Genomic DNA, 15717 nt, shown 5'->3' with positions numbered 1-15717 from the left:
CGGGCTTAAGATCGGGTCCATGGAAGCCATAACCATCATCGGCGGCGGCATCGCCGGCCTCGCGCTCGGGGCCGGCCTGGACCCGGAGCGCTTCGACGTGACCATCCACGAGCAGCGGCCCGGTGTGCCGCCGGTGGAGACGTCGCTGGCCATGTGGCCGGAGGCGCAGGCGGCCCTGGCGGTCCTGGGAGTCCTGCCGCAGATCAGGGAGGCGGGCACGACCCTCGGCGGGATGGCCTTGCGTGACGCCACGGGCACAGCCCTGATGGCACCCGAGGTGCGCGGGGTCCTGGGCGTCTCCCGGGCGGACCTTATCCGGATTCTCGACGGCGCCGTGCCCGCATCCGTGCGCCGCGTTGAGGGCAGGGTTGACGGCATCCCCGCTACCGGACCGCTGGCGTCAGGCCTGCTGGTGGGGGCCGACGGAGTCCACAGCGTGGTCCGCCGCTGCTTCTGGGGTGCCAGATCGCAGGCAAGGCTGACGCCGTACCTCGCCTTGCGCGGCGTCCTTCCCGAGCCCGTCCAGGCCGACGCCGGCGGGGAATATTGGGGACGCGGGCAGCTGTTCGGCATCACGCCTGCGTCCGGCGGCAGGACCTACTGGTACGCCTCGTTCCGCTCAAACCTGGGACCGGCAGGCCTCGATGCGGCCGAAGCGCTGAAGCAGGCAAAGGAGCGTTTCGCCGGAAGCGCGCCGGCCGTCCGGAAAGTGCTGGAGCTGGCCACGCCAGACGCCACGCTGGCGCAGCGGGTCTGGACCACGCCCAACCTCGGCAGCTTTGTGCGGCCGGGCGCCGTGCTGGCGGGTGACGCTGCGCATGGCATGACGCCCAACCTTGGCCGCGGCGCCTGTGAGGCACTCGTGGACGCCGTCACGCTGGCCGAACTCCTCAATGCCCGTCCGCCGGAGGACGCGCTGAAGGCCTACAACCGGCAGCGCGCCCTCAAGACCCAGCTGCTGCGGCTGGCCTCCTCCGCCATGGCGGGCGTGGCCCTGACAGAACGGGCACAGCCACTGCGCGACGGGCTCCTGAGGCTGGTTTCCCGTTAGAAGCCGGACGACGGCGGCTCGCTAGTCCTGCTGCAGCGTTTCGGTGAGGTGGTGCGTGGGAATGCGGTCGCGGTCGTAGGTGATTTCCGTGTAGCCGTGCGGCTCCGGCTTGCCGGTGGTGCTGAGGTTGACGAACACTATCTCCTCAATGGTGAGGATGCTCTGCCGCGTGATCATGTTGCGCACCTCGGCGCGCATGGTCAGCGACGTGCGGCCGAAGCGCGTGGCGGTCAGGCCCATCTCGATCAGGTCGCCCTGGACCGCGGAGCTGACGAAGTTGATTTCGGAGATGTACTTGGTGACCGCGCGGCCGTTGCCCAGCTGGAGGATGGCGTAGATCGCGGCTTCCTCGTCGATCCACTTCAGCAGGCTGCCACCGAACAGCGTGCCGTTGGCGTTGAGGTCCTCCGGCCGCACCCACTTGCGGGTGCGGAACGTAATGTCTTTGGTTTCCATAGCGCGAGATTAGCCGACGGCGGCCCGACCCACCTGAGTGTGACGGCCGCCGTCGGACTGTAGGAACGGAGCCGGCTCAGGCCATGGCGGTGTGCGCTGCGCTGTGGGAATTGATGCTCTTGGCGTAGCAGTACGAATGCTCGACGCCGATGTAGGGGCCGAAGTTGGGAACCTGGTCGAAGCCGGAGTTCGCGTAGAAGTTGCGGCCATCGGTCTGCGCGGAGCCCGCTTCCGCCGTGATCCGGGAGATCCCCTGTGCGTAGGCTTCCGCCTCAAGGGCGGCCAGGATGGAGCTGGCCACACCTGATCCCCGGGTGTAGGGGAGAACGTAGAGCCGCTTGATTTCCGCCGTATTGGAGTCGAGCAGCCGCAGGCCGCCGCAGCCCACCGGCTGGCCGGATCCCTTGTCGTAGGCCACGAGGAACACGGCCGTGTCCACTTCGGACGGCTTGGGCCCAGGCTCATGGTCGGCACATCCGAAGCGGGCGTCCAGTTCAGCCTGTTGCGCGGCGCGGAGGTCGGCGCCCACAGGGTTCGACCAGGTGACTTTCCGGATATTGAGCCTGGGATTGGTCTGCATCTGTGCCTCGATTCGCCGAAGGGTTGTGCGAATTAAGGCTAGAAGCGCACCGTTACCGCGGTGTTTCCTGCCGGTAAGCGCCGTGGGAACACTTGGCGTTGCACTGTTACGGCTGGCACCCTTACGGCCGCACCAGCGTCCGCAGGAGCTTCAGGGCTACCGAGATCGAGGCGATGTCCACCTGCCCCGGCTTGGTCACTTCGGCGAACGTGTCCTTGATCCGGGCCAACTGCTCCTGGTGCCCCCGCTCCCACGCCACAATGCGGCCAATCGGGTCGGGGGCAGCCGGGTCGGTGTCCCGGGTGTGCTGCATGACCGAGACCGTCATATCCGCCACGGCGGAATAGACGTCGTCCCGCAGGGCGGCCCGGGCGAGGGCTTCCCACCGGTTCTGCCGGGGCAGGTCGGTGATGCGCAGCAGCAGGCTGGCGGCCCCGATGCGCTGGAACACCGTGTAGTACAAATCCGTGATCGCGGCCAGGGGCTCCCGGACCTGTTCCGAAACCAGCGAGATGTCCAGCAGTCCGAAGCTCTCCAGCATGTCCGCAGCCCGCTTCCCCAGGTCGTGCGGCAGCCCCACCTGGTCCCAGTGCGCGAGGCGGTCCTGCACGCGGTCCAGGTCCGAGCCGCGAAGGTAGTCCACGGTGCGGGTCCGGAACATCTCCAGCGTTGGGGTGATCCTTGCCAGCGCCTCCGTGACGGGCCGGTCCCGGTGGTCATGGGTCACGTACCAGCGGGTGGCCCGGTCGAGCACCCGGCGCATGTGCAGCGAGACTTCGGCAGCATGCTCGGTGGGGAACTCGGGGGGAAGGGCGGCGATCCGGTCCACAATCCATGGCAGGTCGTAGACCTCGCGTGCCACCACGAAGGCCTTCGCGACGGCTGCAGGAGTGGCGGTTGTTTCCTCGATGGCGCGGAAGGCGAAGGTGATGCCGCCCAGATTGATCATGTCGTTGGCCACCACGGTGCAGATGATCTCGCGGCGCAGCGGGTGCGTGTCCAGTTCGGCGCCGAAACGTTCGGACAGCTGGCGCGGGAAGTAGCTGCGGAGCGTGCCGTGGAACCAGGGGTCATCGGCGAGGTCGCTGGCCACGAGGTCCGCGACCAGCTCGATTTTGGCATAGGCGGCCAGCACGGACAGCTCCGGGGCGGTCAGTCCGTGGCCGGAAAGGAGCCGGTCATGGAGCTCCTCGGTGCCGGGCAGTGCCTCGATGTTCCTGTCGAGGTCCGCGGCGGTTTCCAGCCAGTCCATGGCCCGCTCGAAGCCGGGGCTCCAGTTGGACACGAGGTGCCGGTCGTTGAGCAGGAGCACATTCTGATCGGTGTTGTTCTTGAGGACCAGCCGGGCGACTTCATCCGTGAGGGAATGCAGGAAGCCGGTCCGTTCCGCGGCGTCCATGCGGCCGGCGGCGATCATCCGGTCCACGAAGATCTTGATGTTGACTTCGTGGTCGGAGCAGTCCACTCCGGCCGAGTTGTCGATAGCGTCGGTGTTGAGCAGGACCCCGCCCAGCGCGGCCTCGATGCGTCCGCGCTGGGTCAGTCCCAGGTTGCCGCCTTCGGCGACCACCCTCGCCCGTAGCTGGGACCCGTCGACCCTGATGGCGTCGTTGGCTTTGTCGGCGACGTCGGCGTTTGTTTCCGTCGCGGCCTTCACGTAGGTGCCGATCCCGCCGTTGTACAGGAGGTCCACCGGCGCCCGGAGAATGGCCCGCAGGAGTTCCTGCGGCGCCACCTCGGTGGTGCCGTGCTCCAGCCCCAGGACGCGCCGGACCGGTTCCGTCACCATGATCGACTTTGCCTGCCGGGAGTACACGCCGCCGCCCTCGCTGATGAGTGACGCGTCGTAGTCGGCCCAGGATGAACGGGGCAGCCCGAACAGGCGCCCCCGCTCGGTGAAGGAGGCCTCCGGATCCGGATCCGGATCCAGGAAGATGTGCCGGTGGTCGAAGGCAGCCACCAGGCGGATGTGGCGGGAGAGCAGCATGCCGTTCCCGAAGACGTCGCCGCTCATGTCGCCGATGCCCGCCACGGTGAAGTCCTCGTTCGCGATGTCCAGCCCGAGCTCCCTGAAGTGTTCCTTCACGGACTCCCAGGCACCCCGGGCGGTGATGCCCATCTGCTTGTGGTCGTAACCCACCGAGCCGCCTGAGGCGAAGGCGTCACCCAGCCAGAATCCGTATTCACCGGCGAGGAGGTTCGCAGTATCCGAGAAGGAAGCGGTCCCCTTGTCCGCGGCCACCACCAGATAGCAGTCGTCGCCGTCGTGGCGGACCACATGGTCCGGCGGGACCACTGTTTCCCGGCCACCGGGTTCAGCGCCACCGGTTTTTCCGACGGCGGTCAGGACCAGGTTGTCGGTCAGGTCCAGCAGGCCGCGGATGAAGATCCGGTAGCATTCCTGGCCCTCCGCCAGCCACGCCGCCCGGTCAACGGCCGGGTCCGGCAGCCGCTTGGGGTAGAAACCGCCCTTGGCCCCGGTCGGGACGATGACCGAGTTTTTGACCACTTGTGCCTTCACCAGGCCGAGGATCTCGGTGCGGAAGTCCTCACGCCGGTCGGACCAGCGCAGCCCGCCCCGGGACAGGGCACCGAAACGGAGGTGAACGCCTTCCACCCGCGGCGAATACACCCAAATCTCGTATCTTGGCCGGGGCAGGGGCGAACTGTGGATGGCCGCGGGGTTGAGCTTGATGCTCAGGTGCGACTTGGCCTGGTAGTAGTTGGTGCGCACGGTCGCCTCCACGAGGTTCATGAAGGTCCGCAGCAGCCGGTCGGCGTCCAGTACTGGGACGTCGTCGATGGCGGCCAGAAGTTCCTGCCGTGCCGCGGCGGTGCTGCGGAGCCGCTCAACGGCGGCCAGCTCCGGATCGAACTTGGCCGCAAACAGCTCCAGCAGGGCGCGCGTCGCCCGGACGTTGGCCAGCAGTGTTTCGGCGATGAAGCCGTAGGAATTGGTGGTCCCCAGCTGCTGCAGGTACCTGGCATAGCTGCGCAGGATGACAACCTGCCGCCACGGTACCGCCTCACGGATCACCAAGGCATCAAAACTGTCGGACTCGATGTCTCCCCGCATGGCTGCGGAAAAGGAATCCGCCAGCAGCGCGCCCACCTGGGCGGGGTCGACGCCGTCGGGATACTTCACGCCCAAGTCGTACAGGTGCAGCTCGCGGCCGCCGCGGCGCAGGCCGAAGGGCCGCTGGTCCAGCACCTCGACGCCGAGATTGTGGAAGAACGGCAGGAACGTCGTGAGGCTGCGGGGCCGGGTGAGGTAGAGCCTGATGCGGGAGCTGCCGGCCGCGGCGGGGGAGGCATCAGTGGTGGTGGGACCGGCGGGGGTGGCACCGGCAGGCAGGGGCAGGGTGTAGACCGTCAGAGCCGGATCGTCGGGGTCCCGGCCGCCCCGCCCGTCCAGGTCAAACTCTTCGAACCTGCCGATGTCCCGAATGGCATCGTCCGCGCTGTACTCTGCGCGGTAGCTGGGCGGAAAGGCGCCTGACCAGAGTGCCGTGAGCCTGGCCCCCTCGGGGCCGGGAAAGTGGTCCCTGAGTGCTTCGTCGAGGCCCTCGGTCCAGGAGCGCGTGGCCTGCAGCACCCGCTGTTCCAGGGCCGCGGCATCTACGTCCGGTGTGGCGCGGCCGGCCAGTAGGATCCGGAAGAAGACGCGGGCCATGGGGGAATCTCCCAGCCGCACCTCGAACTCCATGTCCCGTGGCCGGAATGTCTGGCGGAGTTCGTGCTCGATCCTGAGCCGGACGGCCGTGTTGTAGCGCCGCCGCGGCAGGAACACCAGGGCATGAACAAAGCCGCCGGGACTGTCCGGGCGCAGGAACAGCCGGGTCCTGCGGCGTTGCTGCAGGTCAAGGATGTCGGCGGCCAGCCGGGTCAGGTCATCAACGCCGATCGAGAAGAGCTCGTCGCGGGGAAAGGACTCAAGGACCGCCAGGACATCCTTGCTCCGTTGCGACCGGTGCACGGATTCGAGACGCCCCAGGACCGCCACCAGCTTGTCGCGGATCACCGGAATCCGGCGCACCGACTGGCTGGACGCGCCCGGCGTGAAGAGGCCCACGAAGCGCCTCTCACCGGTAACCGCGCCCGCGGCATCGAAAATCGGGAGCCGCAGTTCGTCCAGGTAGGAGGCCCGCAGCACGCTCGAGTGGAGGTCGCACGTGGTCAGCGTGAAGACCTGTCCGTCCCGGGGCCCGTCCCACTGTTCGGTTCCGGCCTGTGCGATTCCGGCCAGTGTGGTTCCGACGTCGTTCGCGTTGGCACCGCCCGCCGCCTGACCGCCGTCCGCCTGTCCGGCGCCGTCCGCCAGGGGACGGCGCAGCAGTCCCAGCGCGCTGACGGGCCGTCCCGCTCCCTCCGGCGACGCCGGCAGGCGGCGTTCCGCGTATCCCAGGAATGTGAAGTTGCCTTCGTCCAGCCACCGCAGCAGGTCGCGGACCTGGTCCGGCGGCGGAGCGGATGACGCCGGGAACCTGTCCACCGAGCCGATCGCAGCGACCACCGCTTCCTGTATGGCCGGGGAGTCATCCGCGGCCGCCCGGACATCGTCCAGCACCCGGTGCAGGTTGGCGGTCAGTCCGTCCACGTTTGATTGCTCCGGAAGCCTGTCGATTTCCACCGCCACCCAGGTCTCGGTGGCCGTCCAGGCGTCGGGCCCGCCGCCCGGTTCGTCGCCCGCGGCCTGGGCCGGCGGCCGCTGTTCATGAGCCGCCCGGGGAACAGCCAGCCCCGACCGCGAAGGTCCGTGCCGCAAGTCCAGCAGCCGATGGGTCCGGGAGTCCCGCCGCACCTCGAACGTTGGGTGCACCAGGAGCCGGATCGCGGCGTCCTCGCGCGTCAGTTCCGCCGTGACCGAGTGGACCAGAAACGGCATGTCGTCCGCGACCACGGCCACGATCGTGGCGTCAAGGTCGTTCAGAACCCCGACGGCGGCGTGCCCCGGGGCGCGTTCCGCCGCAACGGAAAGGTGGTGCATGGCCCGCTGGCGGAGGACGTCGAGGCTGTAGTCCCCGATGTCTTCCCCGGACACGTGCTCGTAGTAATCAGTCAGGAACGATTCGCCGGGCAGGAAGGGGCCATCCTCGCGGTCCCCGCCCCGCGGCACCGTTTCTTGTGCCATGGCAGTGCGCCTCCACCGTGCGGGACACCGCCGCAAGTCGCGGTTGCCGGTCCTGTCCCGACGCCTGCTTTCATGATGGCCGCGTGGGCTGGCGCCCGTCCAGTACGGCGGGGCCACTACGGCAGGTTGGGTACATGCGGGCCCGCTTGTGGACCAGTCGCTAAGGCCACGGCGGCGGCTGACCTAGCCCGTGGTCTTTCCCATCGGGTCTTCGGCGGCGGGGTCGGCCAGGGCAAGGCCGCCCACCGGGCTGGCGTCCCAGTGGATCAGCTGCCAGCCGGCTTCGGGGTCGCCTTCCAGCGCCACGATGCCGGTGTTGGCGAGGACGTGCCGGGCGGCGAATTCCATGTCGATGTTGTCCGCGCGGCGCGCTGCCCAGACGCGGATCGCGGCGCCGTGGCTCACCAGCGCGACTGCGCCGGCGCCGGCGGCTTCCGCGGCCACCTTCGCGATGGCCGCGTCATAGCGCCCGAAGAATTCGTGCCCGTCCGGTCCGGCGGGCATCCGGCGGTCGAAATCGCCGTCGCTCCAGGCGAACACGGTGCTCATGTACCGCCGGTGGGACTCGTGGTCCGTCAGTTTTTCCAGGGCGCCGGCTTCGATCTCGTGGATGCCGTCCAGGATCTCCACATCGAGGCCGAGTTCCCGGCTCAGCGGTTTGGCCGTGATCTGGGTGCGGAGCAATGTGGACGCGTACAGGGCGCTGACCGGCTCGTTCACCAGAGCTCGCGGCAGTGCCTCCGCCTGGCGCTCGCCCAGCTCGGTGAGGCCGGGACCCGGGTGGGCGGTGTCCAGCTGCCCCAGCACGTTCCCGGGAGTTTCGCCGTGGCGGATGAGCAGCAGCCTCATGGTTTCGCGTTCCTTGTCATGGTCGGGAAGGTGGGCCGCACGAGCCGCCTTGGGCGGGATCGGCCGATTCTTTGCGGGGCCGCCGGAAACGGAAGCGGTGCCGGGCAGCAAAGCCCGGCACCGCCGTCGTACTTATTTGAGGTGGTCCACCAGCTGGTCCGCGATGCCGGTGTACTTGCCCGGGGTCAGGGCGAGCAGCCGCGCCTCGGCCTCCGCGGAGAGGCCCAGGCCTTGGACGAACTCCTGCATCCGGGCGGCGTCCACGCGCTGCCCGCGGGTGAGGTCCTTGAGCCGCTCGTACGGGTTCTCCATGCCTTCGACGCCGGCAATCGACTCCGCCCGCATCACCATCTGGATGGCTTCGCCCAGGACTTCCCAGTTGGTGTCGAGGTCGCCGGCGAGGACGTCCTCGGCCACGTCCAGGCGCTCCAGGCCCTTGGCCACGTTGGAGATGGCCAGCAGGGAGTGGCCGAAGGCCACGCCGATGTTGCGCTGGCTGGAGGAGTCGGTGAGATCGCGCTGCCAGCGGGAGGTGACCAGGGTGGAGCCCAGCACGTCCAGGAGGCCGGAGGAGATCTCCAGGTTGGCCTCTGCGTTCTCGAAGCGGATCGGGTTGACCTTGTGCGGCATGGTGGAGGAACCGGTGGCGCCTGCCACGGGGATCTGCGCGAAGTAGCCGATCGAGATGTAGCTCCAGATGTCCGTGCAGACGTTGTGCAGGATCCGGTTGAAGCGGGCGACGTCGGCGTACAGCTCGGCCTGCCAGTCGTGGCTTTCGATCTGGGTGGTCAGCGGGTTCCAGGTCAGTCCCAGCTTCTCCACGAACGACTTCGCGACCTGCTGCCAGTCCGCGCCCGGGACCGAAGCCACGTGGGCGGCGTAGGTGCCGGTGGCCCCGTTGATCTTGCCGAGGTATTCGGTCCTGGCGATCCGCTCCAGCTGCCGGTTCAGGCGGTGGGCGATGACGGCGAGTTCCTTGCCCAGGGTGGTCGGCGTGGCGGGCTGGCCGTGCGTGCGGGACAGCATCGGAACGGCGCGGTTATCTTCGGCCATCTTGCCGATCTGGGCCACGAGGGCCCGGGCGGCGGGCAGCCACACGTCCTCCACAGCGCCCTTCACGCCCAGCGCGTAGGACAGGTTGTTGATGTCCTCGGAGGTGCAGCCGAAGTGCACCATGGCGGTCAGGTTCTCGATCCCGATGGCGGGCAGGCGGCGGCCGATGTAGTACTCCACGGCCTTGACGTCGTGGACGGTGACGGCTTCGATTTCGGCCAGCTCGGTGACGGAGGAGGCATCGAATTCGGTGACGATGGCCCGCAGCTGCTGCTGCTGGTCCTCAGTCAGGGGGCCGGCGCCCGGGAGGACGTTGTCCCCGGTCAGGTGGATAAGCCACTCCACCTCGACGGCGACGCGGTCGCGGTTGAGGGCTGCCTCGGACAGGTAGTCAACGAGGGGTGCGACGGCGGACTTGTAGCGGCCGTCCAGCGGGCCGAGCGCGATTTGTTCCCCTGACGCGGCGAGGGCGAGGCGTCCGGAGGGCGTACGGGTGTCAGCTGTGGCGGCAGTTTCAGGCATGACCTGATTCTTTCATGAAGTTCTGTGCCCGCTGAAGCACGGGATTCCGTGTGACTTCTCCTCCACAGCCCCGCCCTTCCGCACTTCTCCACATGGACGACGCCGGCCGTTCCGTCGGCGGCGGCCGGCACCTTAGCGTCGTGGGCAGGAACAGGGGAAAGGGCGGACGCGGGGGACGCCGGCCCACAGGGGATGGAGGTACCCGCATGAGCGCCAGCACCACAGCGATGAGCGCCGGCGTCACAACGATGAGCGCCAGCATCACGGAGGCCGACGCCGCGGCATGTTCGTCGCGCAGCTTCGAAGTCCAGCTGCTGGCCGGGCGGGTGGAGGCCTGCGCGGAACAGATTGAAGCCGTCCAGGCCAGGCTCGTGCAGCTCCAGCTTATGGACTGGCGGTCGCCTGCCGGTCTGGCATACCGGTCCAAGCTCCGGGTGCAGGCCGGTGCCGTGGGCGGGGCGCGGGACAAGGTGCGTGCTGCGGCACGTGCCCTGCGGCGGCACGCCGTGCACGTCGCCGAGTCCGCCCTCCCCGCTGCCGGAGGCTGCTGATGGCCGAAACGACGCCGGACAGCGGCGGACAGCTCCGTCCCGCCGAACCGGCCTCCAACAGTGTCCTCTCCGTGCGCGGCGGAGTAGGCGGGATCTCCTTCCAGCTCGAGGAACTGGACGCCGGAGCGCGGGAGCTGGATGCGCTCGCCCGGGATTTGGCGTCCGTGGAACTGGGCGTTTACAGGGTCTGGGAGGCATCGGGAAGCTACCAGCGGGATGATCCGTTTAGCGGCGCCGAGGCCCTGACCGCGGTCTGGGAAGGGCAGCGCTCCGTGGCGGCGGTACGGGAGGAGCTGGAGCGCCTGGCTGGCGGCGTGCGCGCCTGCCAGCTTGAGTACAGCGCCGCCGAGTCGGCAAACCAGCTGGTGATGCAGCTCGGACTGAATGCGTCATGGCTATGGGGGCGGCAGGTGGTGGACTTTGGTCTGTCGGGGGACTGGCGTCCGAATGGGGCGAGCACCGAGGCGATCACCGGGAGCGTCCCCCTCCTGGGCGGCACGATCCTGGCGGCGCTCCTGGGAACGCGGCCAGGCGAGATCGATGCCGCAGCGCGGATGGCCATGACCTCTGGCGGGCGTGCCAGCGTGCCGGTTATCCTCCGCATGCTGCTGGACCGGGTCAAACCCGAACTGAAGCCGCGGCCGGTCAGGGCTCTGACGCAGGGCTCCGCGGACATTGACCTGGACGCTTCCCCGGCAGGCCTCCTCGCCCGGGCAGGGGAGGTGGCAGACGCCGGCCCGGGCCACATCGAGATCATCCAGACAACCACCGGCGGACGCGATGCGTACATCGTGATCATTCCAGGAACCCAGCCCGGCAACACCGGCGGACCCAACCCCTTCGACGAGGCCGGCGTCGGCGAAGCGCTGGGATATGGGTCCGAGTACACCACCGCAGCAATCCGCGCAGCCCTTCGCCAGGCCGGCGCGGAGGCCGGGGACCAGGTGGTGGCCGTGGGCTACAGCCAGGGCGGCATCCATGCAATGAATTTGAGCCAGCACAAGGCTTTCCTCGCCGAGTACAACCTCAGGTACGTGCTGACTGCAGGATCGCCGGTCGGCGCAATAACTCCGGAACCCGGCGTCAGCAGCCTGCACCTGGAGCACCGGCAGGACTGGGTTCCGGGCAGCGAAGGCCTTCCCAACCCGGACACCAGCGACCGGGTGACAGTAACGCTGAACGGAGTGGTCAGGACGCCTGCCGGTGAGGACGCCGGACTCGGCCCCGGGCACCGGCTCGCCAACTACGAGGCCGGGGCCCGGGCAGTCTCCGCGAGTCCGGATACTTCGCTGGTGGCGTCCACCGCCGCGCTTGCCGGAGTAGTGGGTGCGGGAGGAACGGCCAGGGCCACCCGCTTCCAGCTGGTCCGTGCGCCAAAGCCGCATGCGCCCGCCGTGCAGCCGTCACTGCCCGGCCTGGGCAGGGGAATCCTTCCCCTCGGCGGGGGTGTCAGCCTCGGGGGTTTCAGCGGCGGGGGTGTTAGCGGTGGCGGGCGCCGGGGAGCCGGTCTGCCACCAGCGAAATGACGGTGATGATGATGGCAGCCAGCACGGCGGTCCAGAAGAACGAATCGATGGTGAAGTGCACGGGCGTGTAGCCGCTGATCCAGGAGGTGAGATAGAGCATCGCGGCGTTGATCACCACCGTGAACAGCCCCAGTGTCAGGATGGTGATGGGCAGGGAGAGGAAGCTGACCACCGGCCGCACAAACGCATTGACCAGGCCGAAAATCAGCCCGACGAACAGGTACGCGACGACAATGCCGGCGGCGTCGGTTCCCTGGTTTACCCCGGTCTTGGCTACGGCTTCCGTGGTGGCTGTGGTGGAGATATCCAAGCCGGGCAGAAGCCAGCTGGCAACCCACAGCGCCAGCCCATTAATGATCACGCGCATGATGAAAGACCGCATGCGCCCATGCTTTCACACCGCACGGCCAGGCAGGCAGCCAGGGGCATAGGCTAGGTGGCATGACTTCATCAGAGACTATGGCGGGGGGCCTGAGGCCCCGACCGGTGGTTGATCGGCTGCCCCGCTACGCTGCCGGCAAGCCGCCCGTCGCCGTCGACGGCCTTGCAAGCTACAAGCTGTCGTCCAACGAGAACCCGCTGCCGCCCATCCCTGCCGTGGTGGAGGCCATTGCCGCCCAAACCGACTTCAACCGCTACCCCGACCCGCTCAGCACCAAGCTGCGCACCGCGCTCGCCGGGTTCCTCGACGTCCCGGCCGAGGACATCGTCACCGGTGCCGGCAGCCTCGGCGCCCTTACCCAGCTGCTGGCTACGTTCGCCGGCCAGAATGACGATGGCAAACCGGACGAAGTGATCTACGCATGGCGGTCCTTCGAGGCCTATCCCATCTGCGTCGGGCTGGCCGGTGCGGAAAGCGTCCGGATTCCCGTGACGGCTGACGGGCGCCATGACCTCGACGCCATGGCCGCAGCCGTGACAGCGCGAACAAGGGTGATCCTGCTCTGCACCCCCAACAACCCCACCGGCCCCATCCTGACCACCGTGGAAACTGAACGGTTCATCAGGTCCGTGCCTTCGGACGTTGTGGTGGTCATCGACGAGGCCTACCAGGAGTTCGTGCGGGCAGAAGACGCCGTGGACGGCATCCGGATGTACCGCAAGTACCCCAATGTGGTGGTGCTCAGGACGTTCTCCAAGGCACACGGCCTCGCTGGCCTCCGCGTCGGCTACAGCGTTTCCCAGCCCCAGCTCACCCAGCACCTGCGCGTCGCCGCCACCCCGTTCGCGGTCTCGCAGATCGCCGAACAGGCCGCGGTGGTGTCCCTGCAGAATTTTGACCACGTTGTAGAAAGGGTACAAAGCCTGGTGGAGGAGCGGGACCGCGTGACAGCGGGCCTCCGGGACCTCGGCTGGTTCGTCCCGGACGCGCAGGGGAACTTTGTCTGGCTTGATCTGGGCGCGAACAGCGCGGAGTTTGCCCAGCTCGCCGGCGAACGTGCACTGTCTGTGCGCGCCTTCGGAAATGAAGGCGTCAGGGTCAGCATCGGCGAAGCGGAAGCGAACACCCGTTTCCTGGAACTCTGTGCGGTTTACACAAAACCGCCACGCCGTTCCTAGCGCTTAACAAACAGCCGGCGCTACCTACGCCCGATAAAGTAAGGAACAGTAAGCCAAATATATATGCCTCGCGGGGAATGCATTCCCCGCGAGGCATATATCCCAGCGACATTGCAACGCATCCGGATGCGGCAGGCAAGGAGACGGTATGGGCGCAACACATCTGCCCTCCACCGAGTTCGATGGAACGGAACTGGACGACCAGCTCGAGGCGCAGGCCGAGGCTGCCTTGGGCGTGCCTCCGACTGAAATGGTCCAGCTTCTGCGCCCCGATGGCACGCTGGGCGCGGACTCCGTGTTCTCCGAGTACGCCGAGCGTCTCGACGCCGAAAAGCTCCGGGGTTTCTACGCGGACATGGCGGCCATCCGTCGCTTTGACCAGGAGGCCACGGCCCTGCAGCGGCAGGGCCAGCTGGCATTGTGGGTTCCGCTCACGGGCCAGGAAGCCGCCCAGATCGGATCCGGGCGGGCCAGCCAGCCGCAGGACTACATCTTCCCCACCTACCGTGAGCACGGCGTCGCCCTGACCCGCAACGTGGACCTGGCCGAACTGCTGAAGCAGTTCCGCGGCGTCTCCAACGGCGGCTGGAACCCCAAGGACACCAACTTCCACCTGTACACACTGGTGCTGGCTGCGCAGACGCCGCACGCCGTCGGATATGCCATGGGCATCCAGCGCGACCAGCGGCTGGCAGCGGCACAGGGTGTGGAAGGCTCGGTCGAACCGAAGGCCGCCGTCATGGTCTACTTCGGCGACGGTGCGAGCTCCGAGGGTGACGTCCACGAGTCCATGGTCTTCGCCTCCTCGTACAATGCCCCGGTGGTCTTCTTCTGCCAGAACAACCACTGGGCTATCTCCGTGCCCACAGCTGTGCAGACCCGCATCCCGCTCTCCAACCGCGCCAAGGGCTACGGGTTCCCGGGCATCCGCGTGGACGGCAACGACGTCATCGCTGTCCACGCAGTCACCGAATGGGCGCTCGAACACGCGCGGCAGGGCAACGGACCGGTCCTGATTGAGGCCTTCACCTACCGGGTGGGAGCCCACACCACAGCCGACGACCCCACGAAGTACCGCGAGTCCTCAGAAGAGGCCCTGTGGCGCGAAAAGGACCCGCTGGACCGCCTGGAGAAGTACCTCCGCTCCGAGGGCATGGCCGACGAGGCCTTCTTCGCCAAGGTTGCTGCCGAGGGCGACGAACTCGCCGCCTACATCCGCAAGTCCACCTACGCGTCGGACGCCCCGGACATCAGGACGGCCTTTGCCAACACCTACGTCGAGGCGCATCCGCTCGTGGCCGAGGAACTGGCGTGGTTCGAACAGTACAGCGCAGGCTTTGCCGGCGAGGACGAGGGAGAAGGGGCAGGCCGCTGATGACCACCATGACCATTGCCAAGGCCATCAACGAAGGCCTGCGGGCCACGCTCAGCAACAACCCCAAGTCCCTGCTCATGGGCGAGGACATCGGCCCTCTCGGCGGCGTCTACCGCGTCACCGACGGCCTGATCGGCGAATTCGGGCCAGACCGCGTGGTGGACACCCCGCTCGCCGAATCCGGCATCATCGGCACGGCGATCGGCCTGGCGCTGCGCGGCTACCTGCCCGTTGCCGAGATCCAGTTCGACGGCTTCGTCTTCCCCGGCTTCAACCAGATCACCACCCAGCTGGCAAAAATGCACTCGCGCAGCAACGGCAACCTCACCGTGCCCGTGGTCATCCGCATCCCCTACGGCGGCGGCATCGGCTCCATCGAGCACCACTCGGAATCGCCGGAGGCGCTGTTCGCGCACACCCCGGGTCTGCGCATCATCACCCCGTCCAACCCCCACGACGCCTACTGGATGATCCAGCAGGCCGTGAACTGCCAGGACCCGGTGATCGTCTTCGAGCCGAAGCGCCGCTACTGGCTCAAGGGCGAGGTCGACACCGAATCCGCCGGCCCGGCTGAGGACCCGTTCAAGGCCCACGTGGTCCGGGAGGGGACGGACGCCACCGTGGTGGTTTACGGCCCGCTCGTTCCCGTGGCCCTCGCCGCCGCCAACGCTGCGGCCGAGGACGGCCGCAGCATCGAAGTGATCGATCTGCGCTCCATCTCGCCGATCGATTTCGACGCCATCGAGGCCTCCGTCAAGAAAACGGGCCGGCTCGTCGTGGCGCATGAGGCTCCCACCTTCGGCGGCATCGGCGGCGAAATCGCTGCCCGAATCAGCGAACGGGCCTTCCTCTCGCTGGAGGCGCCGGTCATCCGGGTAGGGGGCTTCCATATGCCGTACCCCGTGGCCAAGATCGAAGAGGACTACCTCCCGGACATCGACCGCATCCTTGAGGCGCTGGACCGCACCTTCGCGTACTGACGCCGTTGCACCAGCGCCTGCTGACTCTTTCGCCTACCGCCTCCGCACCTCCCGGAGCGCCCGAGCTTTCGAACCCGAGGATC

Annotated in this window: 12 protein-coding genes; 6 read left to right on the top strand and 6 right to left on the bottom strand. The window is 67.9% G+C overall.

What is annotated here, in order from left to right; translation table 11 throughout:
- Nucleotides 1-19 precede the first annotated feature (19 nt).
- On the top strand, nucleotides 20-1051 hold the full coding sequence (locus ABRP34_RS13130; RefSeq protein ID WP_353710514.1) for an FAD-dependent monooxygenase: 1032 nt from the start codon (nucleotides 20-22) through the stop codon (nucleotides 1049-1051).
- Between the two features lie 21 nt (nucleotides 1052-1072).
- On the opposite strand, the gene ABRP34_RS13125 is transcribed toward ABRP34_RS13130, so the two are convergent.
- The 5 genes from ABRP34_RS13125 to purB all read right to left on the bottom strand — a co-directional run bounded on the left by ABRP34_RS13125 (nucleotide 1073) and on the right by purB (nucleotide 9642).
- Nucleotides 1073-1507 carry a hotdog domain-containing protein gene (locus ABRP34_RS13125; protein WP_003805629.1) on the bottom strand — a complete coding sequence of 145 codons (435 nt, stop codon included), beginning with the start codon at nucleotides 1505-1507 and terminating at the stop codon, nucleotides 1073-1075.
- A 76-nt stretch (nucleotides 1508-1583) separates the two neighbouring features.
- Nucleotides 1584-2087, bottom strand: coding sequence for a GNAT family N-acetyltransferase (locus ABRP34_RS13120; RefSeq protein ID WP_353710513.1), 504 nt, complete (start codon nucleotides 2085-2087; stop codon nucleotides 1584-1586).
- 121 nt (nucleotides 2088-2208) lie between these two features.
- Complete coding sequence (locus ABRP34_RS13115) at nucleotides 2209-7218, bottom strand: NAD-glutamate dehydrogenase (protein ID WP_353710512.1); 5010 nt, start codon at nucleotides 7216-7218, stop codon at nucleotides 2209-2211.
- Between the two features lie 183 nt (nucleotides 7219-7401).
- The gene (locus ABRP34_RS13110; RefSeq protein ID WP_043419833.1) at nucleotides 7402-8067 is read right to left on the bottom strand and encodes a histidine phosphatase family protein; all 666 of its coding nucleotides are present in this window, start codon (nucleotides 8065-8067) and stop codon (nucleotides 7402-7404) included.
- 132 nt (nucleotides 8068-8199) lie between these two features.
- Nucleotides 8200-9642 (bottom strand): adenylosuccinate lyase, encoded by a 1443-nt coding sequence (gene purB, locus ABRP34_RS13105; RefSeq protein WP_353710511.1) that lies wholly within the window; start codon nucleotides 9640-9642, stop codon nucleotides 8200-8202.
- A gap of 206 nt (nucleotides 9643-9848) precedes the next feature.
- On the opposite strand from purB, the gene ABRP34_RS13100 reads away from it, so the two are divergent.
- Both ABRP34_RS13100 and ABRP34_RS13095 read left to right on the top strand, forming a co-directional pair.
- A complete protein-coding gene (locus ABRP34_RS13100) occupies nucleotides 9849-10193 on the top strand; it encodes a hypothetical protein (RefSeq protein ID WP_353710510.1) in 345 nt (114 codons plus the stop codon).
- On the top strand, nucleotides 10193-11719 hold the full coding sequence (locus ABRP34_RS13095) for a hypothetical protein (protein WP_353710509.1): 1527 nt from the start codon (nucleotides 10193-10195) through the stop codon (nucleotides 11717-11719). The genes ABRP34_RS13100 and ABRP34_RS13095 overlap by 1 nt, the downstream gene beginning before the upstream one ends.
- On the opposite strand, the gene ABRP34_RS13090 is transcribed toward ABRP34_RS13095, so the two are convergent.
- Nucleotides 11673-12101: a phage holin family protein gene (locus ABRP34_RS13090; RefSeq protein WP_353710508.1), complete on the bottom strand. Its 429-nt coding sequence runs from the start codon at nucleotides 12099-12101 to the stop codon at nucleotides 11673-11675. The two genes, ABRP34_RS13095 and ABRP34_RS13090, sit on opposite strands and share 47 nt — an antisense overlap.
- A 59-nt stretch (nucleotides 12102-12160) precedes the next feature.
- On the opposite strand from ABRP34_RS13090, the gene ABRP34_RS13085 reads away from it, so the two are divergent.
- The 3 genes from ABRP34_RS13085 (at nucleotide 12161) to ABRP34_RS13075 (ending at nucleotide 15634) form a co-directional block, all read left to right on the top strand.
- A complete protein-coding gene (locus ABRP34_RS13085) occupies nucleotides 12161-13279 on the top strand; it encodes a histidinol-phosphate transaminase (protein ID WP_353710507.1) in 1119 nt (372 codons plus the stop codon).
- Between the two features lie 148 nt (nucleotides 13280-13427).
- Entirely contained in the window at nucleotides 13428-14654 is a 1227-nt protein-coding gene (gene pdhA, locus ABRP34_RS13080; RefSeq protein ID WP_353710506.1) for a pyruvate dehydrogenase (acetyl-transferring) E1 component subunit alpha, read from the top strand.
- Nucleotides 14654-15634, top strand: a complete 981-nt coding sequence (locus ABRP34_RS13075; protein ID WP_003805652.1) for an alpha-ketoacid dehydrogenase subunit beta — start codon at nucleotides 14654-14656, stop codon at nucleotides 15632-15634. The genes pdhA and ABRP34_RS13075 overlap by 1 nt, the downstream gene beginning before the upstream one ends.
- Nucleotides 15635-15717: the final 83 nt, after the last annotated feature.

This window comes from Arthrobacter sp. K5, from assembly GCF_040448525.1.
GTDB lineage: Bacteria > Actinomycetota > Actinomycetes > Actinomycetales > Micrococcaceae > Arthrobacter > Arthrobacter globiformis.
Note: the sequence above shows the minus strand (reverse complement) of the source record. Positions and strands in the feature narration are given on the sequence as shown.

What these genes read in the sequence shown, in the direction of transcription:
- ABRP34_RS13130 (WP_353710514.1), top strand. Translation starts at nt 20, where the DNA reads ATGGAAGCCATAACCATCATCGGCGGCGGCATCGCCGGCCTCGCGCTC.
- ABRP34_RS13125 (WP_003805629.1), bottom strand. Translation starts at nt 1,507, where the DNA reads ATGGAAACCAAAGACATTACGTTCCGCACCCGCAAGTGGGTGCGGCCG.
- ABRP34_RS13120 (WP_353710513.1), bottom strand. Translation starts at nt 2,087, where the DNA reads ATGCAGACCAATCCCAGGCTCAATATCCGGAAAGTCACCTGGTCGAAC.
- ABRP34_RS13115 (WP_353710512.1), bottom strand. Translation starts at nt 7,218, where the DNA reads ATGGCACAAGAAACGGTGCCGCGGGGCGGGGACCGCGAGGATGGCCCC.
- ABRP34_RS13110 (WP_043419833.1), bottom strand. Translation starts at nt 8,067, where the DNA reads ATGAGGCTGCTGCTCATCCGCCACGGCGAAACTCCCGGGAACGTGCTG.
- purB (WP_353710511.1), bottom strand. Translation starts at nt 9,642, where the DNA reads ATGCCTGAAACTGCCGCCACAGCTGACACCCGTACGCCCTCCGGACGC.
- ABRP34_RS13100 (WP_353710510.1), top strand. Translation starts at nt 9,849, where the DNA reads ATGAGCGCCAGCACCACAGCGATGAGCGCCGGCGTCACAACGATGAGC.
- ABRP34_RS13095 (WP_353710509.1), top strand. Translation starts at nt 10,193, where the DNA reads ATGGCCGAAACGACGCCGGACAGCGGCGGACAGCTCCGTCCCGCCGAA.
- ABRP34_RS13090 (WP_353710508.1), bottom strand. Translation starts at nt 12,101, where the DNA reads ATGCGGTCTTTCATCATGCGCGTGATCATTAATGGGCTGGCGCTGTGG.
- ABRP34_RS13085 (WP_353710507.1), top strand. Translation starts at nt 12,161, where the DNA reads ATGACTTCATCAGAGACTATGGCGGGGGGCCTGAGGCCCCGACCGGTG.
- pdhA (WP_353710506.1), top strand. Translation starts at nt 13,428, where the DNA reads ATGGGCGCAACACATCTGCCCTCCACCGAGTTCGATGGAACGGAACTG.
- ABRP34_RS13075 (WP_003805652.1), top strand. Translation starts at nt 14,654, where the DNA reads ATGACCACCATGACCATTGCCAAGGCCATCAACGAAGGCCTGCGGGCC.